Here is a 19,167-nt window from a genome sequence, read left to right on the forward strand (position 1 = left end):
CCAAGGCTCGCGCCGTTGTGATTGCGTTGTGCAAGCTCTGCGAGGAACAAGCCTACTCCTGGCGCGAGGCAGGAACTTCGCGGAAATGCCCCCGCCGTTGCCGCGTCACGCATGAAAAATGCGCAGCCGATCCGGCCAACGGCGGCTGGCATGCACGGCTCAAACCCGCAGCGGCAGCGAGGTGGTGGACTTCACTTCCCAGGCCGCCACGAAAGAGTTCACCTCACGGATGTTGGGCACCGTGGAGAGCTTGCCGAAGTAGAACTTCTCGTACGCTTCCATATCGCGTACCACGACCCGCAAAAGGAAATCGTAGGCGCCAAGAATGACATGGCACTCCAGGACCTCGGGGAAGCTGCGGATGTAATCGGTGAATTCCTGCAGGCTCTGCTGGTCGTTGCGAATGACCTTGACCTGCACGAACAGCTGAGTGAGCAGGTTCAATTTGCGGCGATCGAGCATCGCCACGATCCGCGTGATGTACCCCTCCTCCTTCAGGCGCTGGATGCGCCGGTAACAGGGTGATTGCGACAGGCCCACCGAATCGGCGATCTCGGCGGCCGAATGCGAGGCATCTTCCTGAAGCGCCCGCAAGATTTTCAGATCGATCTTGTCCAGACCTTCCATCGTTCCCCCTAGCAAAGTGCGCGCCCGAGTGCTGGTCGGGCGTCCCATCGACGTGGCGTGTTCTCGACGTGGCAACCAGCAATGCATGTTTGCAACGATCTTGTGCGCCAGACCGGTTCGCGGGGTTTTAAAAATCAACCTCGACGAATTCGGTGGCGTAGTGATGCACGTAATCTCGCTCTGACGCAAGACGCTAACGTGCATCCAGGGAATTTATGAAAAAGGTTTCAGCAAGCGCCGCGCAGCCTCGGCAATCCTGTGCTGCCGATGTTGCGTTGGCTGGATAATTTTGTTGCTAGACGTGCAACGGCCACGCGGTCGTGGCTTTTATTTCCGAAGCGGCGACGTATGAGGTGACCTCGAGAATGTGCGGCACGCGGGCCAGCTTCTCGAAATAGAACGTTTCGTAGGCGTCCATGTCCTTGGCGACCACGCGCAGCAGGAAGTCGAACACGCCGAGCACCACGTGGCATTCGATCACCTCGGGAAAGGCACGGATCGCTTCGGAGAATTCCGCGAGCGTGGCGCGGTCGTTCTTCATCACCTTGACCTGCACGAACAGCTGCGAGCGCAGGCCGAGCTTCTGTCGATCCAGCAACGCCACGATCTTGGTGATGTAGCCGTCGTCTTTCAGGCGTTGGATGCGCCGCCAGCAAGGAGATTGCGACAGGCCGACCGCCTCGGCCACTTGCGCCGCCGACAGCGATGCGTCCTGTTGCAGGACCGAGAGGATCTTGTAATCGATTTTGTCGAGGCCGCTGGCACTCATCTCCATCCTGCCTTCAGGTTGCTTCATACGTGCAGGGCATGCCCGAGGCCCGCGAGCGAAGCCTCGAAGAACGCCTCCGACAGCGTCGGATGCGCATGGATCACGCCAGCCACATCCTCCAGCGTCGCACCCATCTCCAACGCCAACGCAAACTCGCCCGACAGCTCGGACACATGCGCACCCACCGCTTGAATGCCGAGCAGGCGGTGGTCGTGCTTGCGCGCGACGATGCGGACGAAGCCGCCGCCCTCACCCGCCTGCATCGACAACGCACGCCCATTGGCCGCGAACGGGAATTGTGAAGTGATCACTTCCATGTCGCTCTCGCTGGTGTCGCCGGGCGACATCCCGACGCTGACGATCTCGGGTTCAGTGAAGCACACTGCCGGAATGGCCACGGGATTGAAGCGACGGCGCCGCCCCGCGATGATCTCCGCCACCATTTCACCCTGCGCGGCAGCTTTGTGCTCGAGCATCGGCTCGCCCACCAGATCGCCGATGGCCCAGACATTGCGCATCGACGTGCGACACTGATCGTCGACCTGCACGAAGCGGCCGCTCATCTCGACGCCCATGTTCTCCAGGCCCCAGCCCTGCGTGCGCGGCCGGCGCCCGACAGTGACCAGCACCTGCTCCGCCTTGATCGCGAGTGTCTTGCCATCCGCTGTCCTGGCAAACAATGATCCGGCTTCGTAGCCGGACACCGAGGCGCCGAGATGCACGGTCACGCCCGCACGCTCCAGCCAGCGTGCAACGGGCTTGACCAGCTGAGTGTCATAGAGCGGCAGGATGCGGTCCTGCGCTTCGATCACGGTGACGTCGACACCGAGCTTCCGCAATGCCGAGCCCAACTCCAGGCCGATGTAGCCGGCGCCGATGACGGCGAGACTGCGCGGCAAGCTCTGCAATGACAACGCCTCGGTCGAGGAGATGATGGCATCGCCAAATGGCAGGCCCGGCAGCTCAACCGGCTCGGAGCCCGTCGCGAGCACCACATGCTCGGCGCTGATCGCGACCGGCCCGGCCGCAGTGCGTACTACGCAGGACTTCGCGTCGTTGAAGGTTGCCCAACCCGAGATCACCTGCACCTTGGCACGTCGGAGCAAGCCGCCAACGCCTTCGTTGAGGCGATCCACCACGCTGTCTTTCCAGCGCACGGTTTCGCTCAGGTTGAGGCTCGGCTCGGCGCCGATAGAGATGCCCAACGTTCCGCCCTGCCGGGCTGCCTCACGAACGTTGGAGAATTTTTCCGCGGCATGAATCAACGCCTTCGACGGAATGCAGCCGCGGATCAGGCACGTGCCGCCGAGTCGATCGCCTTCCACCAGCGTGACCTGCAGACCGAGCTGTGCCGCCCTTAGCGCGGTCACGTAGCCGCCCGGGCCACCGCCGACCACCAGCACTGTCGTTTTGTTTGCCTGGCTCATGCTTCACCGGACGAAAATGGTGGCGGGTTGTTCCAACACCGCACGCAGCCGTTGAATGAACGCGGCGGCCTCGGCGCCGTCGATGACGCGATGATCGAACGAGGACGACAGGTTCATCATCTTGCGGATCACGATCTGGCCGTCGCGCACCACCGGGCGCTCGACGATCTTGTTCGGACCGATGATGGCCACCTCGGGACGATTGATGACCGGCGTCGCCGAGACACCGCCGAGAGGTCCGAGGCTGGTGATCGTGATGGTCGATCCCGTCAGTTGCTCGCGCGATGCCTTGCCGTCTCGGGTGGCTGTTGCCAGCTCACTGACCTGGCTCGCGCAATCCCAGATATCCCGCGCTTCAGCGTGTTTGATCACGGCAACGAGCAGACCGCGCGCGGTTTGAACTGCCATCCCTATGTGAACGGGCGCGCTTCGGTGAATCACACCGCGCTCGTCGTCATAGGTGGCGTTCATCTGCGGAAACTCCCGAAGCACTCGGACCAATGCGCGCATCAGGAACGGCAGCAACGTCAGCTTGGGTTGGCCGGAAGTGCGCGTGGCGTTGAGATGGGCGCGCAGCGCTTCGAGGTCGGTGACGTCGGCTTCCTCGACGTAAGTAAAGTGCGGGATGTGACGTTTCGCGAGTTGCATGCGCTCGGCGATCTGGCGTCGCAGGCCAATCACAGCGATGTCTTCGCCGCCGGAGAGCCTGGTGTACAGATCGCTCCGCACAGGTCCGCCGTCGGCGGGCCCGATCCTCGACAAATTGTTGCCGGTCGCTTCGGATTCTTCCGCAAGAAACGCGTCGAGGTCCGAGTGCATGATCCGGCCGCTTGGACCAGTGCCGCGGATGTATTGGAGCTTGATGCCAAGCTCTTCAGCGCGCCGACGCACGGCTGGCGACGCGGCGGGTCGTTGACCTCGCACACGGTGAGCGTTCGACGCCGACGGCGAAACGGCTGCTCCCCGCCCGAGTCGCGCCCCCAGGTTGACGACCGACTCTGTGTGCCGATCCGCGATCGCTGCCGATTTTGCAGAGGGCGAACTGGCCGCCAAGCCGACCGGCCCGGTGCCTGTGCGACGCTGCTCGACTGCTACCGGCGCTACTGCACTGACTGGCTGCGCAGTAGCCACTTGTTTGTTTTCAGTCGTGGCTGAGCCGGCATCCGCTGTTTCCAACACCACCAGCACCGATCCTACCGCTGCTTTGTCACCTGCCTTGCCGGCGAGGGACTGCACCACACCCGCAACCGGCGAAGTCAGCTCGACGGTGGCCTTGTCGGTCATCATGTCGACCAGCGGTTGATCTTCTTCGACCCGATCGCCGACCTTGACGCGCCATTCGGCGATCTCGGCCTCGGCGGTGCCTTCACCCACATCCGGAAGTTTGAAGCTGTACAGTCCCATGGTTCAGCCCTCCAGCGTCTGGCGCAATGCCGCCGCCACGCGCGCCGGCCCGGGGAAGTACTGCCACTCGAAGGCATGCGGATAGGGAGTGTCCCAGCCCGTGACGCGCTCGATCGGTGCCTCCAGCTGATAGAAGCATTGCTGCTGCACCAACGCAGCCAGCTCTGCGCCAAACCCGGTTGTCTTGGGTGCTTCGTGAACCACGACGCATCGGCCAGTCTTGTTCACGGACTCCATGATGGTGTCCACATCGAGTGGAATCAGGCTGCGCAGATCGATGACTTCGGCATCGACGCCGCTGTCGTTTGCGGCCGCTTGCGCAACATGCACCATGGTGCCGTATGCGAGCACCGTGACGTCGTTGCCTTCGCGAACCACCGAAGCTTTGCCCAACGGAACCCGGTAATAGTCCTCGGGCACTTCGCTGGCAGGATGCACCGACCACGGTTTCACGGCCGCCTCGTGATGACCATCGAACGGTCCGGTGTACAGCCGTTTGGGTTCCATGAAGATCACCGGATCGTCGTCTCCGATGGCGCTGATCAGCAGGCCCTTGGCATCGTACGGATTGGAGGGAATGACGACTTTCAGACCTGCGACATGCGTGAACAATCCTTCCGGACTCTGGCTGTGCGTCTGGCCGCCGTAGATGCCACCGCCGTAGGGAGTGCGCACCACGATCGGCACGCTGAACTCGCCCGCCGAGCGGTAACGGATCTTCGCCGCCTCGGACACGATCTGGTCGAAGGCCGGATAGATGTAATCCGCAAACTGGATTTCCACCACCGGCCGCATGCCGTAAGCCCCCATGCCGATGGCCGCACCCACGATGCCGCCCTCGGCGATAGGCGTATCGAAACAGCGGTGCTTGCCATATTTCTTTTGTAAGCCGTCGGTGGCGCGAAACACGCCGCCGAAGTAGCCCACGTCCTCGCCGAACACGACCACGCTCGGGTCGCGCGCCATCATGGTGGCCATGGCGGAGTTCAGGGCCTGGATCATGTTCATCGTCGCCATGCTCAGAAACCCGCCTCCTGGCGTTGCTGCAGCAGACGCGCATCCGGTTCCTTGAACACGCCCTCGAACATCGTCTTTGGACTCGGAGTCTGGTTGTTGCCGTGGTAGCCGTGCGCTTCGGCTTCCTTCTGCAGCGAACGGATTTCGCTGTTCACTTCTTCCTGCAGCGCTGCGTGCTTCTGCTCGCTCCACTCGCCCCGCTGGATCAGGTGCCGCTTCAGGCGTGCGATGGGATCGCCAAGCGGCCATCGTGACGCTTCGTCTGCCGGGCGATAGCGGCTCGGATCGTCGCTGGTGGAGTGCGCTTCGGCGCGATACGTAAACAGCTCGATCAACGTCGCGCCGTGATTGGAACGTGCTCGTTGCGCAGCCCATCGGGTCGCGGCGTACACCGCGAGGAAATCGTTTCCGTCGACTCGCAGTGCCGGCAGTCCGTAGCCAATGGCTCGAGCGGCGAACGGTGCTGTGTCGCCTCCAGCGATGCCTTGGAACGAAGAGATGGCCCACTGGTTGTTGACGACGTTGAGAATCACCGGGGCCCGATAGATGGAAGCGAAGGTCAGCGCATGGTGGAAATCGCCCTCCGCAGTCGTGCCATCGCCCACCCAGCTGGCAGCGATGCGGGTGTCGCCGCTCAACGCCGAACCCATGGCCCAGCCCACCGCCTGGATGAACTGCGTGCCGAGATTGCCCGAGATGCTGAAAAAATTGTGCTCGTGGCTCGAATACATTACCGGCATCTGCCGGCCGAGCAGCGGGTCCAGAAGGTTCGAATACAGTTGCCCCATCATCTTGAGGATGGGATAGCCACGGGCGATCAACAGGCCCTGCTGGCGGTAGCTCGGAAAGAGCATGTCGCCGCTGTCGAGTGCTGCAGCCTGTGCGGCGCTGATGGCCTCCTCGCCCAGGCTCTTCATGTAGAAGGAACATTTGCCCTGGCGCTGGGCGCGATACATGCGTTCGTCGAACGCGCGCGTCAGCATCATCGTGCGCAGGCCTGCCAGCAATGCAGCGCTGGACAGCTCAGGTGCCCACGGACCAACGGCATTGCCCTTGTCATCGAGCACACGGATCAGTTCGTATGCGAGGTCGTGCATCGAGCGCGCCTCGGTGTCCAGCGACGGCCGCCGCACCGCGCCTGGCGCGGACAAACGTAACTTGCTGAAGTCGGCCGGCTCGCCCGGGCGGGCGGCAGGTTCTGGGATTCTGAGCGTCAGTGGCGAACTACGCGCCGCTCTGAGCGCCACCGCCTGACGATCCAGGCGGGTTGAATGCAGCATGAAAGCCCCCTGACAACGCTGGTTGTCCGCATGTTTATAGTGGGGGGAGTCTAGCCAGCGCATCACGGACAATTCTTCGCCAAATGCATGCCGCAAAGGCGGTTCTCTGCATGATCGTGGCAAGCGTGGGCGCGAGGTCTGAAAATTCCTGCGTGAATGTGGCGCCAACGAGGAAACGGCGCCTCGTTGTGACGAGGCGCCGGGTTGTCATCTATGTCGTTTGTTTTGTTTCAGGCGGTCAGGTGACCGGGGATTGTGCTTACTTCTTCTGCGACACCAGCTCGCGCTGTTCCGGCTGACGCACGTATACCTGCGTGAACTTGACGCGCACGGCGGAGGAAATCGCGGTGTTCTTGCCGGTTTTCGGATCGGGATAGCCATCCGCCAGGCGCGTCATCGCCTTGTACTGCGACGGCGAGGACAGCTGCCCGTAGCTGTGATGATGCGTCGACCACGAAGTATTCAAGTGATGATTGAAGGCCTTCACGTCGACGAAGCCCGCCATCAGGCCCTCGGCCTCTTGCGGGTCGAGCTTCAGCTTCAGCTGAAAGCCACGGAAGATGTGATGGCCGCTGGTACCAAACGTCACACCCCAGGGCAGCATGACGCGATCGGCAGGCTCCGTGATGAGCACGCCATCGACGATCCTGCCCTTGAGCTGGCTGACGTACTCCTTGCCCCAGCGCAGGTCGATACGCTGCGTGCCGCCGGGAATGAAGCCTTCGCCAGTGGCGTCCTGTAACAAGCCGTCGCTGCCGCGATAAGTGGTAACGACCACGGAATCGTCGTTCTTCAGATCGTCCACCTCGGTCAGCTCGATGACAATGCGCGCGTCATCAAAGCTGCGCATGAACAGATTCTCGAAGTGATTGATCGTGCCCATGGTGCGGTAGTGGCCGGTGCAGCCGATCACGCGATACAGTTGATTGTCGATGCCCGGCTCGCCTTCGGGGCTGTTGAAATCTTCCGGACCGACTTTGCCGTCGAGGTTCAGGCCATAGGAAATCTTGCCCTGAGCTTCCTTGTACTTGAACATCGGCTCCGGATCGGTGGTCGGATGCCACTGCTCGCCCTCGCGCTTCAGCTGCGCTTCGACGATGGAGCGCTTCTTGCCGTCGCCGAACAGTTGCTTGAACTGTTCGCGCGGGCCGTCGTTGAAGCCTTGCGGGCATTCAGTCTTCGCGCCGTCCGTTTCGTACACGGCCCAGTACTTGTGAGTCAGCGCGTAACCGATTCGCCGGTCCTTCAATACAGCCACGCCTTCCTGCTGCAGAGGTTGCGCGGCTGCCGTGGACAACGCCACCGTGACGGACGCGGCCAGCAGCGCGGCCGTGGCGCCCAGCGTGCGAGATGCATTGCTAGTCATATCAGCTCCTCTTGTCGCTGAACCGCGTTAACGATCGTTGGCGAGCCGGCCGAGCGAGTTGTTGCGATAGTCATCGCGCAGCCAGAACGCCCGGAAGCCGTTGCGTTGGCCGTTGAACTCGCCGACGTTGTCGCCGTTCGCATCGCCGGGTTTCAGATCGTCGCCGTACGTGTAAACGGGACGATTGCGATACGCCCACACCTGGATGGCGCCGGCATCGCCGGGCTTGGCCCACTTGCCCGTCTTCGGATCGATGGTGACGACGCTCCAAAGGCTGCTCTCGCTGGTCGCGCCGGGCGACGCCTTCACGTACGGGAAGGTGGCCTGGCACCGCTCGGGATCGAAGTTGCCGCAGATGGCCATGCGATACGCCTGCGGCGAATCGGGATGGTCGCAGGTCTGCTGATCCATCGCGTCATCGTTGCACTGGTAGAGATAGATGGTCTTGCCATTCTTATCCGCCAGCACCTGGCCGATGCGCGAGTCGTGCACCGTGAACTCCGCCGGCGGCGGCAATGCACGTTGCGTATACACGTTGTGCCAGCCCGGGATGTCACTTCCGGTGACGGCGCGTGCCTTCTTCTCGTGCACGTAGGTGTACAGCGGCTGACCACGATAGGCCCATTGTTTGATGCCAGGCGAACGCTCGACCACACTCCAATCGCCTTTCGCTTTCGCCGTCTGCGGCGCGAGCACCGGGTCCCAATCCGACAGACATTTGCCGGTGCAGTTGGACTTGCCCGGCTCGTCGGCATCGGAGGCGTACACGGAAAAACCTCTGTAAGTGGTGATCATGTGCCCGGTGCGGAACGGCACCACCGCGAGCTCGGGAGGAACATCGGGCTTCGGACCGATGGGATGACGCACGATACCCTGCGCACCGCCCGCCAAAGCGTTGGTGCCTCCGAGCACGTCGCCGGGCTTGCGATCCATATCCGAGGTATACACGGGATAGCCGTCGTAGGCCCACTGGCTGCGGCCATCCTTACGCTTGATGGTGGTCCACTTCCCCACCGGCTTGGCATCGGCCGGCGCGATCACCGGCGGCCACACATCCTGGCAGCTGCGGCGCCGGTCCAGCTCGGGCAGCAGGAAGCCGCCCGGATAAGGGCTCATGTAGCCGCTGGTCTCTTTGTAGATCGTGTCGTCACAACTCGACTCGCCGCTGTTGCGCCGATCGCCGGCGTTACCATTGCGCAGGCCGCCGAGCGGCCAGGTGTAGATCGTCTTGCCTTCGGCGGTGGCGAACACCGGACCTTCCAACTCGGTCTCGATCACCTGAAAGCCCGCTGGCATCGGCTCCTTCACATAGCTCTCGCGGTCCTTGGCGTCCTCGGCTTGCCAATACGGCCCGCTGGCCGCCCAAGTCGACTGGCCGACAGCGACACCGAGCAGTGCCGCCGCCGATAGCCACCATCTTGATCTCGTCATCGCCTATCCCCCAATCGTTCTATCTGGCGCCGTCGACGTCAGACGAGAATCTCGCCGACCTCCTGCGAGGTATTGTTGCTGTTCACACCCCACGACGGCTTGTCCACGCCGAACAGGCGTAGCGCCGTGTAGCCGACGCGCGTGCCGGCTGTGGCCTTGCCGTCGATGTGCAGGCCCGTCTTCACTTTGCCGCCGGCGCGACCCGCGGTGAAGATCGGAATGTTGTCCAGGCTGTGCACTCGCGCGTAGCCGTGATCGGTGGTGCCGTAGATGAACACGTTGTCGAGCAGCGTGCCGTCGCCCTCCTTCACCTTGGTGAAGGCTTCGACAAAGTACGCCCACGATTCCATCGCGCGACGCGTGAACCACGACGCGGTCGGCTGGTAGCCGAGCTTCATGTCGATCGGTTCCTCGTGCGTGGTGGTGTGATGCGGCTTCTCGTAGCCCGGCTTGATGGTCGAGGAGTTGGCGTTGGTGTAAGCCATGTTGAAGACGCGCGTCTGGTCGCACGCCAGCGCCATGACCAGCAGGTCGGTCATCATGCGATGACGAAGCGCGACGGCTTCCTGTTCCTGGCCCATGGCCGGATCGACCTTGATCTCGCCCGGACGCACGCAGGCCTCGATGGGCTCGGGCTTCTCCAGGCGCTGCTGGAATTGCTGCTCGAGATGACGCAGGCCGGTGAAATACTGATCCAGCCGCGCGCGATCGTCGGCCGGCACGGTGTTCATCAGATTCTTGGTTTGATCCATGACGCCCGAGAGCACGCTCTCACGCACCATGACGCGCGGATCCGGTGTGAACGACTCCGCGTTCGGGTCCGGGAAATCAGGACCGAACAGACGGGTGTAGAACTGCAACGGCGACCACTCGGGCGAGTTCGGCGTGTTGCTGTTCTCGTAGCTGTAGGTGTTGCGCACGTCGCCGGTGGCGGTCGCGGTCAAGGACTTGAAGCGCGTCGAGCCGCCAATCTGGTTGGCGATGGTGACGTCGATGGTCTCGCCCGGAATGTCCTTGTTGTCCTTCGGGGCGGCGCCGGTTCGCGCGATCACCCAGCCGGTGTAGTGGCACAGATTCTGATAGTTGTCGCGGAACGCCTGCGTATTGGTGATCAGGTTCATGTGCTGCTTGATCGGCGCCAGCGCCACGATCTCTTCGGGCAGATCGAAGTCGGGGCCGTACTTCTGCGGCACGAAAATCTTCTTGGTCATGCCGAGGCCCCAACCCCACGTGCCGAAACGCACCGGCAAGGGCTTGCCGGAAGCGAACGCGGTGCCGTTGGTGTTGAGGAAACAGTTCAGCAGCGGCAAGGCGACGTTCACCGCGACGCCACCCACCATTCCTCGCAACACAGTCCGCCTGTTCAACTTGCTCATGTGGTGATACTCCGCAACCAAACTCAATTCTTCTTCCCGGGCCCGACGATCGAAGCCACGGTTTGTTTCGCTTCATCCACTCGCCTGTTGGCGGGCGCCGTTGCATCGACCGTGGTGTTGGCCGGCGACTCCTCTTCGATGACGATTTCTTCAGTGGGCGCGTGGCCGTCATTCACCTCGGACTTCTTGGCCATCGTCACGTGCCGGAACGCATCCGACAGCGCGATGGTGCGCAACAGGTCCGGCAGCTTGTAGCCACTCTTGGCGAACTCGGCCGTGAAATGCTTGATCAACGGGCGATCGGTGGGCTTGGCCGCGCCGCCCGAGCCATAGCTGTAGAGCCGGTCGACGAGACAGCTGGGCAGGCTCGGGTTGTCGCGCAGCGCCTTGCCGAGGCCGATGGCGTCGTCGAAGTGCACGCCGTCCAGATCGCCCGACGTGTCGAGCTCCGCGCCGTTCTCGGTGGTGCGGAAGCGGCCAGCGCCGTCGAAGCTCTCCAGCGCGAGGCCCATCGGATCGGTGATCTTGTGGCAGCCGGCGCACGCCGGATCTTCCAGGTGCACAGCCACGCGTTCGCGCTGGGTCTTGTAGTGAGCATCCGGATTTTCGAGCTTGCCGAAGTCCACGTTCGGCGGCGGTGCCGGCACGATCTGGCACAGCAGGCGTTCACGCAGCGCCTTGCCGCGCAAGGTCGGCGAGCTGCGACCCGGATGCGAGCGCAGTGCTACGAAGCTCACGTGCGTCAGCAAACCCTGGCGCGGGCTGTCTTCGGGAAACTCATATTCGGTCCAGCCGCGCGCTGCCGGGATTTGATACAGCGGGGCGAGCGCTGGCGACATGAACGTCTCGCGCGTGACGAACAGGTCGCGATAGTCGGCTTGCTTGTTGATCAAGTGATCGACGATGGTACGCAACGTCTGCTCGCGCGCGTCGGTGGCGGTCGCACCGGTGAAGAACGGATACACCGTCGGGTCCTTCGACAAGGCATCGAAGTCATCGAAGCCGAGCATGTCGTCGAAGAAGGCGCGCATGCCGTCCTCGAGCCGTGGGCTGGCGATCATCGCGTCCACGACGCGTCGCAGGCCGCGCTCGCTGTCCAGGTCGCCGTTCTCGACGGCCTTCAGCACCATGTCATCCGGACCGGCGTTCCACAGGAGGAAGCTCAGGCGCGAAGCCAGCGAGTGGGCATCCAGGCGGCGAGGCCCTTCATCGCTGGCCTTGCCCTCGGTGGTCTCGACGATGAACAGCACTTCGGGGCTGATCAGCATGGCCTCGAGCACCAGCTCGATACCGGCGTAGAAGTCTTTCAGCTGGGTGGCCGCCTGGTTGGCAGCCGTCACGTAGCGACCCAGTTCGTCGCCGCGCAGAGTGCGCCGATGTAACAAGCGGCCGGTCTGTGCAAAGAACTGTTCGGCGCACGCGGCATCCGCCTCGGTCTCGGACTGCGGCGTGCAAGGGATGAGATAGTTGCGGCGCTCGGGCGAAACCACCTGCGCGGCCACGCTGCTCGCGGCGCGCTGGAAGGTTTCGATCTTGCTCGAGGTGACACCGGCGAGAGCGGCGCCGTTGGCGAGCAGACCGTCGGTCCGGCGCAGCGGCGGGAATTTCATGTCCATGACCACGCTGGAGCCGAACACGTTTTCGATGGTGTTCAGATACTGCTGAGTGGTGATCACCCGCACGCGTGGCGGCGTCCCGGGATTCTCCGGTTCGCTCTTGCCGGCACAGCCGGCCAGCAGCAGAACACTCAGCGCGGAGGCGCCGCCGAGCAATGCTTTGCGAACACGCCCACCGCGGGCCGGGGTTGATGCATCGTTACAAGAATTCACTCAACGTCCCCCTAATCGATCAGCTGCAGCGATGAACGGCGGTTCTCGCCTCTTGTGGCGAGCGTCGATGACTCGCGACCACGGCGTAGACCTGTTCTATCCTGCTGTTCAGAATGTACCCCTACCGGCCGGTAAGAACTTTGTGTTTTTTGCCGCGAACGTGGAAGTTTTCCGTCCGCGGTCAGGTATTTATCCATTATCTCGGGCACCCGGCGCAGGCTCGGCGGCGGGCCGCCTTGGACCGCCGGCTCGGGGAGGTGGTTCCACGCTGCAGCCCGGATTTCATCGCGTTCAGGACTCCGGCAGCCGGCCGTCCAGCTCCTGGTAGACACGCCAGATGGCCAGCGGCGCTTGCGAGCTGGCGAGTGCCCAGCCAGCGTATTGGCCCCAGTCGGCGTGCTCGGCGGCCGGACAATTGGCCGCAGACTCGCACTTGTAACCGGCTTTATGGAGCCGCTCGGCTTCGTCGATCACGGACGCAAGCGCGAGCCGTGCTTCGCTCAGCTCGCGCCTCATCACCGCCGGCTCGTCGATGAAACCGTGGCCGGGAATGTAGTAGGACGCGTTCATGGTCGCCGCCTTGCGCAGCGTCTCGAGCCACTCGCTCGGGTAGGCCGAGCGCATCGCCGGAAACACGTCCCGCAAAAACACTTCGCCGAGGAACAGGATGTTGCTCTCGGGCAGCCATGCAACCAGGTCGCCCCCGGTGTGCGCGCGTCCCAGATTCAGAATCTCGATCTGGATCGCTCCGAGACGCAGCGAGCGTTGCTCGGCGACCAGCATGGTGGGCGGATTCGGATCTTGCGCCAGTCGCTGGCGCGACGCCGGCGACCCAATGAATACCACGTTGGGAAAAGTCTGCTTGAAGGCGGCGTTACCGCCCACGTGATCGCCGTGGTCCGAGGCGATCACAACGTATTTGATCGGCTCGTCGGTCAGCTTGCGAATGTTCTCGATCATCGCGCGGGTCTGCGGCACGTCGCCCTGCCCGTCCACGACCACCACGCCATCGCCGGTGATCACGATCAGGCTCACCGTGTTGACGATGACACCCTGCTTATCGGGTGAATGCAGACCCTCATAGGCATACACGCCGGTCGCGAGCTGCTGCCAGCGCGGAAAATCTTTCGCAGTGAGATTGCGTTTGGAAATATCCGCCGAATGCGGCGGCTCGGCGCCCTCGACACCACGGGCGGCCGACAACAACAGCAGCGCACCCGACAGCGCGGACGCGAGCAGGCTCGCCAGTCTCATCGTCACCCCCCGCAAGCGGGGCGGGCCTGCGATGGCCCGCCCCTCTTTCACTCATCGACCACTCATTGACGTAAAGACGTCGGCCAGCTCAGAAGCGGAAGCGGACGCCGCCGTGGAACATGGTGCCGAAGCGGTCGTACAGCTCCACGTTCGCCTGTCCCTGGTAGAAGCCGGCGCCACGACCGCCCGCCACCTTGGCCGGATCCTCGTCGGTCAGATTCTCGATCACCAGGTACAGCTCGCCCATGTTCTCGAGCTTGTAGTTGATACCCAGATCGAAATAGTGAGCCGCATCGATGTGGTTGTCGTTGATCGATTGGGTGTAACCCATGGCGGTCAGCTCGCTGGCCGTCGGGCAGCTGCCCACGGCGCACTGGTAGAACGCGTTGTTGTACACGCCCGAGCTGATACCACGCATGCTCAACGTGATCGAGAACGGATCGAGGTCGTAACCCGCCGAGAGCAGGTAGCGATACTTCGGTCCGGACAACTCGGCGCCGAGGCCGATGCCGGCGTCGTCCGAGTTCACGCCCTTGCCGTCGATCTTCTGACCCAGGGTGTTGATCGTCTCCAGCTTGTCGACGAAGTTGCCCATCGCGCGCAGCGTCAGCTCGCCAGGGCCGACCGGCAGGCGGTAAGTGGCATCCACGTCGATACCGCTGGCCGTTTCCCCGACGATGTTCTCCGGATAGCTGGTGACCACGTCGATGAAGCCGGCCGCGTCGCGGCTGATCTGCGAGCACATCTGCGCATCGTTGCGGAGATAGCAGTTCTCGATGATCTCGCGCGTGCTGCGCACCGCGATCGTGCCGTCCACCTCGATCTTGTAATAGTCGATCGACATGGTGAAGCCCGGCAGGAAGCGCGGCGTGAGCACCACGCCGATACCCGTCGTATCCGCTTCTTCCGGCTTCAGGTTGCGGTTGCCGATGGTCTGGCTCTGCATGAAATAGGTGGGATTGCCCGGCAGACCCAGATCGGTGTTGTTGCCCGTGCCGCCGGAGCCCTGGTTGAACAGCTCGCCCAGGCCGGGCGCGCGAATGTCACGAGAGCGCGTGAAGCGGAAACGCATATCTTCGAGCGGCGACCACACCAGACCTGCTTTCCAGGTCGTGACCGAGCCGGACTCGCTGTACTCCGTGTAGCGAACCGCGCCGTTGAAGTCCAACTGATCGGCGCCGGGCACGTCGTTCAACAACGGGAACACCGTTTCGACGAAGCCTTCGGTCACATCGTATTCGCCGATGGTCGCCTTGTAGTTGCCCGCGAAGAACGCGCTGGCTCGATCCAGCTCGCTCACCGAACCTGCGGAGGACTCCTTGCGATGCTCGGCGCCGAACGCGAGCGACACCGGGCCGGCCCAGTTGTCGAACGGCTCGCCGCTCATGCTGGCAGCGACCACCTGCTGCTTCAGCGTGATATCCGACCAGCCCATGGCGGTGATGTAGTCGAGCGCCTGCTGCGAGTTCACGTCGCGGCCCATCGGGTTGTAGGGACGGCAGTTCGGATCGACCGTGATGTTCAAGAACTGATCGCGCGGACCGCAAACGATGTTGCCGGTCGCGGAATCGCGCACCGCGTTGATCGCGGCGAGGTATCGCGCGTTGACGCGGTTGGTCGGCGTGAGCGACACGATGTTCTGCTCGCCGTGCACATAGGACGCATCCCAATTCCAATCCTTGCCGCCGAGCTCGAAGTTGCCTTCGAAGCCGAACACGCCGCGCTTCAGTTCACGCTCGTTGATACCCTGCAGGTAGTGCATGTCGCCGTTGAACGTGCCGATTTCGATGGCGTCGATGTCGTTCGCCACCATCACGTCGCGAATCTCGGGCAACAGGAATGCGTTGTCCTGATAGACGTACACGCTGCCGCCGTTGTTGAGGATGGGCACGACCTGCGAGTTGTGCGACCAGGTCTTGCCATACTGCACGTCGAGGAAGGTGCTGACGTTGTCGGTGATATCGAAGCTGGCGCGGCCGAACAGCGTCTTGCGTTCCAGCGGCAGAGCAATCGTCGTGGCGCGATCGACACGCGAGGCTTGCCAGTCGCCGCCCGACATGGTCGGACCGTTCACCAGGTCGCCGAACTGGAACGGAATCGCCACGCCGCCGGTGACGAACTGAGTGCCGCGCAGGCCGCAGGCATTCGCGCGTGTCAGCCGGTTGCCAGGCTGACCCGTGACGAGGTCGACGTACGGAGTGATGTTCTGGCAGCTCAACGTCAGGCCGCCGAACGTGCCGTTGGCAACACCGGCGTTGTGAACCGTGAGCAGCGTCGGCTGGCCAGGCTGACCCGCGCGCGGGTTGTTCATCAACTGGAACGAATCGTCCGCCCAGTCGCGATTGTTGCCGATGATGCCCTTGTCGTTGGAGTACTCGCCGCTGAACAACAGGTGGCCACGGCCAGCGGCGAACCCGGTGCCCGCCGTCAGCGAAATCTTGTAGTTCTCGCCATCGCCGGCGGTGGTTGCGCCGTAATCGACGTTACTCTTGAAGCCCGTGAACTCCTTGTCGAGGACGAAGTTCACCACACCCGCGAGCGCGTCCGAGCCGTACACAGCCGAGGCACCGCCCGTCACCACGTCCACTCGCTGCACCAGGCCGCTGGGAATCATGTTGACGTCGACCGCGCCCGACAGCGTGCCCGTGGCAATCGTCGAACCGACCATGCGCTTGCCGTCCTGGAGCACCAGAGTGCGGTTGGCACCCAGGCCGCGCAGGTTGAGGATGTTTGTTCCGGCGGTGCCGGAGCTGATGTTCGAAGAACGATTGCGCGGCGTCTGGCTGTTCGTGAAGGCCGGCAAGCGGTTCACGGAGTCGGCGATGGTCACCGTCGCCATCTTGTTCAATTCTTCTGCGCCCAGCACCGAGACCGGCGTCGGCGCTTCATAACCATCGGCACGCAAGATGCGTGAGCCGGTGACGGTGATGGCTTCGAGAGTGGCGTTGCCGCTATCGGCGACAGAGGCTCCCGTATCGCTTGCGGAAGCCGGCGACGGCCCTGCCTGCGCCATTAGCTCCTGCGCCGTTGCGTTGGCCGCAACGAAACTGGTGAGCGCGAGCAACGTCACACTCGCCGGTCGCAATGTCCGTCTTACGGCCGCAGAAACCGGGCGCTCGCCCGAACGTGCCGCGCTTCGATGGTTCATCGTCATATTCCCCCTCTTAGGAAAATTTCTTTTCGTGCGGGGCATGGCCGGAACTCGCCCGCCCTCTGACCACGCCGATCAGTCACTGCATGAGGCAGGGGCCGAGAGCGGCGCCGATGCTTCATTTCGCGGCACAGCCTACACGCGTCGGGTCGCAGGAATTTACTGAACATGTGTCTCGCCGATCGGGGTTACAGCATGATTCAGGCGTCGAAGCGCGCGTTGACGACATTAGTTTGCGCCGTCTCGCGAACGCCACATGCGAGGGGCTGTTGCGATGCTGTCAGAGTGCGTGGCGCAGCGGTTGAAGTCGCAAGCGGCGACGGTTACTTTGCTCGAGCGCACGCGAGCTTTCGCACGCGTCGTCATTCGCATCGAATCGAGCGCACTTCGATTCGATATGACCCAATCAATGTTCCAGACCAACGCGCGTTCGTTCGGGGGATTGCAGATCATGTCAGTTCAATCGTCGGCCCAAGCGCCGGCTCTTTCATCGGCGCAGCGGCACAAGACGCTCGCGAAGTCGTTGGCCAGCTCGCTGGCTTGCACGTCCTTGTTGGGCATCGCGCTCGCCAGCTCGGTGGCCAGCGCCGATGCGCCGAAGCAGCGGCTCAATCCACTGATCGGCCTGATCGAACAGGGCAAGCCGGCGATGGGGTTGTACGCGCCGAGCAATCGGCGGCCCGGCGGCAGCAGCGCCGATGTGCCACGAAAGACTCCGGCCGAGCTTGCCAGGGAGACCGTCGCGTATCGACTTTCCGATTTCGTTTTCGACGGCAGCATGGAGTATGACTACGAGCAGTCGCTCCCGGTGTTCGCCGCGTACGCGAAAGCATTGGGCGCGGAAAAGAAACATCTCGCCACCCGGCCCTTCCGTCATATCGCCTATCCGATGATCGTGAAGATCCACGAGATCGCGCCCGATCCGGAGCTGGCGGCGAAGCGCATCGGCGAGCAACTGGATCTCGGCGTCAGCGGCATCATGTTCGTCGGCGTGGAGAGTCCCGAAGAAGTGAAACGTGGCCTGGCGGCCATGCGTTATCCCTCGCAAGGCGGCACGCGCGCCGACAGCGTTGGCTCAGCGGCCAGGTATTGGGGGCTATCCGCGAAGGAATATAGAAAGAAGGCCGATGTGTGGCCGCTCAATCCGCAAGGCGAGCTGATCAACTGGGTCGTGGTCGAGAGCAAGGAAGGTTTGAAGAACGTTCGTGAGATTGCCGCGGTGGAAGGCATCGGCGTGTTGTGGCCGGGCGCCGGCACGCTGCGCCGTGTGTTCTCGACCACGGATGCGGATGGCAAGCGAGTGGTCGATGAAGCCGCGTGGGAAGGTGCCATTCAACAAGTGCTGAGCGCCTGCAAGGAATTCAAGGTGACCTGCGGTATTCCCACCTCGCCCGATCAGATCGAGAAACGCATGAGCCAAGGCTTCAGCGTGTTCGTGATGAACTGGGGTGACGATGGCTTCAAGACCATCGAGGTGGGCAGGAAGGCGGCAGGTCGCGCGCTCTGAGGGAGTCTTGTGAGATCGGGATCGCCAGCGACTATTGATGATCGCTGGCGATTTCCAGGCAGAACTTTTAGAAATAACTGAAGCCGTAGAGCACGCCGACCGTCCACAGGTGGATCGGCTCGCCCGCCACCTGATAGCGCGTCCACCCCGCCGTGGCGTTGAGATCGTTGATCACACCGACTTCCAAACCGGCGCCGTAAAAATTCTCCGTTCCACGGCGACTCGTATATTCAGTGTCGATCCACGGCGCGACAATTCGAGTGCGCGACTTCCAATAGTATTTGCCACCGTGCAACTCCACGGCGAAGCGCTCGCTGAGCGGCACTTTCAATTGCAGTCCGACGTCCGCGCCTCGAATCGTCTGCGTGCCAATGCCGTCGGGCTGGGCAAAATTGCCGGATGCTTGCGGCATGTAACGCGATCGCACTTTGCCCAGGTCGGTGTAACCGACGTGGATGGCCAGCAAGTCGGTGAAGCGGTAGCCGGTGAACACGCGCCAGCCGAGCCGGTCCTTATCGCCGAACGTGGCGGCTACGTCATAGCTGTGGGTGCTGAGCTCGTTGGGGGAGTGCACCGCCCCGCCCTCGCGCCGCACCTGGCCGAGCTGCGAGCCGAAAGACCAGCGCGAGGCCGCCTGATCCGCATGAACGGCCTCGGCCGCCAGGCCCGGCAGCAGCATCAAGAGCGTTCGCAGTAACTTCCCGATCCCGGGCATGCTTTCCTCCTAGA

14 protein-coding genes are annotated in these 19,167 nt (G+C 62.9%); 1 reads left to right on the forward strand and 13 read right to left on the reverse strand.

Annotated features, from left to right (window positions below; translation table 11 throughout):
* Window positions 1–159: 159 nt before the first annotated feature.
* The 12 genes from VGE08_RS19180 to VGE08_RS19235 form a co-directional block, all read right to left on the reverse strand.
* Complete coding sequence (locus VGE08_RS19180; protein WP_331069522.1) at window positions 160–627, reverse strand: Lrp/AsnC family transcriptional regulator; 468 nt, start codon at window positions 625–627, stop codon at window positions 160–162.
* Window positions 628–922: 295 nt separating this feature from the next.
* On the reverse strand, window positions 923–1,396 hold the full coding sequence (locus VGE08_RS19185; protein WP_331069523.1) for an Lrp/AsnC family transcriptional regulator: 474 nt from the start codon (window positions 1,394–1,396) through the stop codon (window positions 923–925).
* A gap of 23 nt (window positions 1,397–1,419) precedes the next feature.
* Window positions 1,420–2,823, reverse strand: a complete 1,404-nt coding sequence (gene lpdA / locus VGE08_RS19190; protein ID WP_331069524.1) for a dihydrolipoyl dehydrogenase — start codon at window positions 2,821–2,823, stop codon at window positions 1,420–1,422.
* A 3-nt stretch (window positions 2,824–2,826) separates the two neighbouring features.
* Complete coding sequence (locus tag VGE08_RS19195; RefSeq protein WP_331069525.1) at window positions 2,827–4,227, reverse strand: dihydrolipoamide acetyltransferase family protein; 1,401 nt, start codon at window positions 4,225–4,227, stop codon at window positions 2,827–2,829.
* Window positions 4,228–4,230: 3 nt separating this feature from the next.
* The gene (locus tag VGE08_RS19200) at window positions 4,231–5,244 is read right to left on the reverse strand and encodes an alpha-ketoacid dehydrogenase subunit beta (protein ID WP_331069526.1); all 1,014 of its coding nucleotides are present in this window, start codon (window positions 5,242–5,244) and stop codon (window positions 4,231–4,233) included.
* Window positions 5,245–5,246: 2 nt separating this feature from the next.
* The gene (locus tag VGE08_RS19205) at window positions 5,247–6,524 is read right to left on the reverse strand and encodes a thiamine pyrophosphate-dependent enzyme (RefSeq protein WP_331069527.1); all 1,278 of its coding nucleotides are present in this window, start codon (window positions 6,522–6,524) and stop codon (window positions 5,247–5,249) included.
* Between the two features lie 259 nt (window positions 6,525–6,783).
* A complete protein-coding gene (locus VGE08_RS19210) occupies window positions 6,784–7,890 on the reverse strand; it encodes a hypothetical protein (protein WP_331069528.1) in 1,107 nt (368 codons plus the stop codon).
* A gap of 27 nt (window positions 7,891–7,917) precedes the next feature.
* Window positions 7,918–9,321 carry a hypothetical protein gene (locus VGE08_RS19215; RefSeq protein ID WP_331069529.1) on the reverse strand — a complete coding sequence of 468 codons (1,404 nt, stop codon included), beginning with the start codon at window positions 9,319–9,321 and terminating at the stop codon, window positions 7,918–7,920.
* A gap of 38 nt (window positions 9,322–9,359) precedes the next feature.
* On the reverse strand, window positions 9,360–10,697 hold the full coding sequence (locus tag VGE08_RS19220) for a DUF1552 domain-containing protein (protein WP_331069530.1): 1,338 nt from the start codon (window positions 10,695–10,697) through the stop codon (window positions 9,360–9,362).
* Between the two features lie 23 nt (window positions 10,698–10,720).
* Window positions 10,721–12,526, reverse strand: a complete 1,806-nt coding sequence (locus VGE08_RS19225; protein ID WP_331069531.1) for a DUF1588 domain-containing protein — start codon at window positions 12,524–12,526, stop codon at window positions 10,721–10,723.
* A gap of 291 nt (window positions 12,527–12,817) precedes the next feature.
* Complete coding sequence (locus tag VGE08_RS19230) at window positions 12,818–13,780, reverse strand: MBL fold metallo-hydrolase (RefSeq protein WP_331069532.1); 963 nt, start codon at window positions 13,778–13,780, stop codon at window positions 12,818–12,820.
* A gap of 88 nt (window positions 13,781–13,868) precedes the next feature.
* Entirely contained in the window at window positions 13,869–16,928 is a 3,060-nt protein-coding gene (locus VGE08_RS19235) for a TonB-dependent receptor domain-containing protein (RefSeq protein WP_331069533.1), read from the reverse strand.
* A gap of 277 nt (window positions 16,929–17,205) precedes the next feature.
* Here VGE08_RS19235 and VGE08_RS19240 point away from each other — a divergent pair, with 277 nt between their 5' ends.
* The gene (locus VGE08_RS19240) at window positions 17,206–18,438 is read left to right on the forward strand and encodes an aldolase/citrate lyase family protein (protein WP_331069534.1); all 1,233 of its coding nucleotides are present in this window, start codon (window positions 17,206–17,208) and stop codon (window positions 18,436–18,438) included.
* A gap of 67 nt (window positions 18,439–18,505) precedes the next feature.
* Here VGE08_RS19240 and VGE08_RS19245 read toward each other — a convergent pair whose 3' ends face one another.
* A complete protein-coding gene (locus tag VGE08_RS19245) occupies window positions 18,506–19,153 on the reverse strand; it encodes an outer membrane beta-barrel protein (RefSeq protein ID WP_331069535.1) in 648 nt (215 codons plus the stop codon).
* Between the last annotated feature and the right edge of the window lie 14 nt (window positions 19,154–19,167).

Source organism: Steroidobacter sp., assembly GCF_036406195.1.
In the GTDB taxonomy this organism is placed as follows: Bacteria; Pseudomonadota; Gammaproteobacteria; order Steroidobacterales; family Steroidobacteraceae; genus Steroidobacter.

What these genes read in the sequence shown, in the direction of transcription:
- VGE08_RS19195 (WP_331069525.1), bottom strand. Translation starts at nt 4,227, where the DNA reads ATGGGACTGTACAGCTTCAAACTTCCGGATGTGGGTGAAGGCACCGCC.
- VGE08_RS19215 (WP_331069529.1), bottom strand. Translation starts at nt 9,321, where the DNA reads ATGACGAGATCAAGATGGTGGCTATCGGCGGCGGCACTGCTCGGTGTC.
- VGE08_RS19235 (WP_331069533.1), bottom strand. Translation starts at nt 16,928, where the DNA reads ATGAACCATCGAAGCGCGGCACGTTCGGGCGAGCGCCCGGTTTCTGCG.
- VGE08_RS19240 (WP_331069534.1), top strand. Translation starts at nt 17,206, where the DNA reads ATGCTGTCAGAGTGCGTGGCGCAGCGGTTGAAGTCGCAAGCGGCGACG.
- VGE08_RS19180 (WP_331069522.1), bottom strand. Translation starts at nt 627, where the DNA reads ATGGAAGGTCTGGACAAGATCGATCTGAAAATCTTGCGGGCGCTTCAG.
- VGE08_RS19245 (WP_331069535.1), bottom strand. Translation starts at nt 19,153, where the DNA reads ATGCCCGGGATCGGGAAGTTACTGCGAACGCTCTTGATGCTGCTGCCG.
- VGE08_RS19210 (WP_331069528.1), bottom strand. Translation starts at nt 7,890, where the DNA reads ATGACTAGCAATGCATCTCGCACGCTGGGCGCCACGGCCGCGCTGCTG.
- lpdA (WP_331069524.1), bottom strand. Translation starts at nt 2,823, where the DNA reads ATGAGCCAGGCAAACAAAACGACAGTGCTGGTGGTCGGCGGTGGCCCG.
- VGE08_RS19230 (WP_331069532.1), bottom strand. Translation starts at nt 13,780, where the DNA reads ATGAGACTGGCGAGCCTGCTCGCGTCCGCGCTGTCGGGTGCGCTGCTG.
- VGE08_RS19220 (WP_331069530.1), bottom strand. Translation starts at nt 10,697, where the DNA reads ATGAGCAAGTTGAACAGGCGGACTGTGTTGCGAGGAATGGTGGGTGGC.
- VGE08_RS19200 (WP_331069526.1), bottom strand. Translation starts at nt 5,244, where the DNA reads ATGGCGACGATGAACATGATCCAGGCCCTGAACTCCGCCATGGCCACC.
- VGE08_RS19185 (WP_331069523.1), bottom strand. Translation starts at nt 1,396, where the DNA reads ATGAGTGCCAGCGGCCTCGACAAAATCGATTACAAGATCCTCTCGGTC.
- VGE08_RS19205 (WP_331069527.1), bottom strand. Translation starts at nt 6,524, where the DNA reads ATGCTGCATTCAACCCGCCTGGATCGTCAGGCGGTGGCGCTCAGAGCG.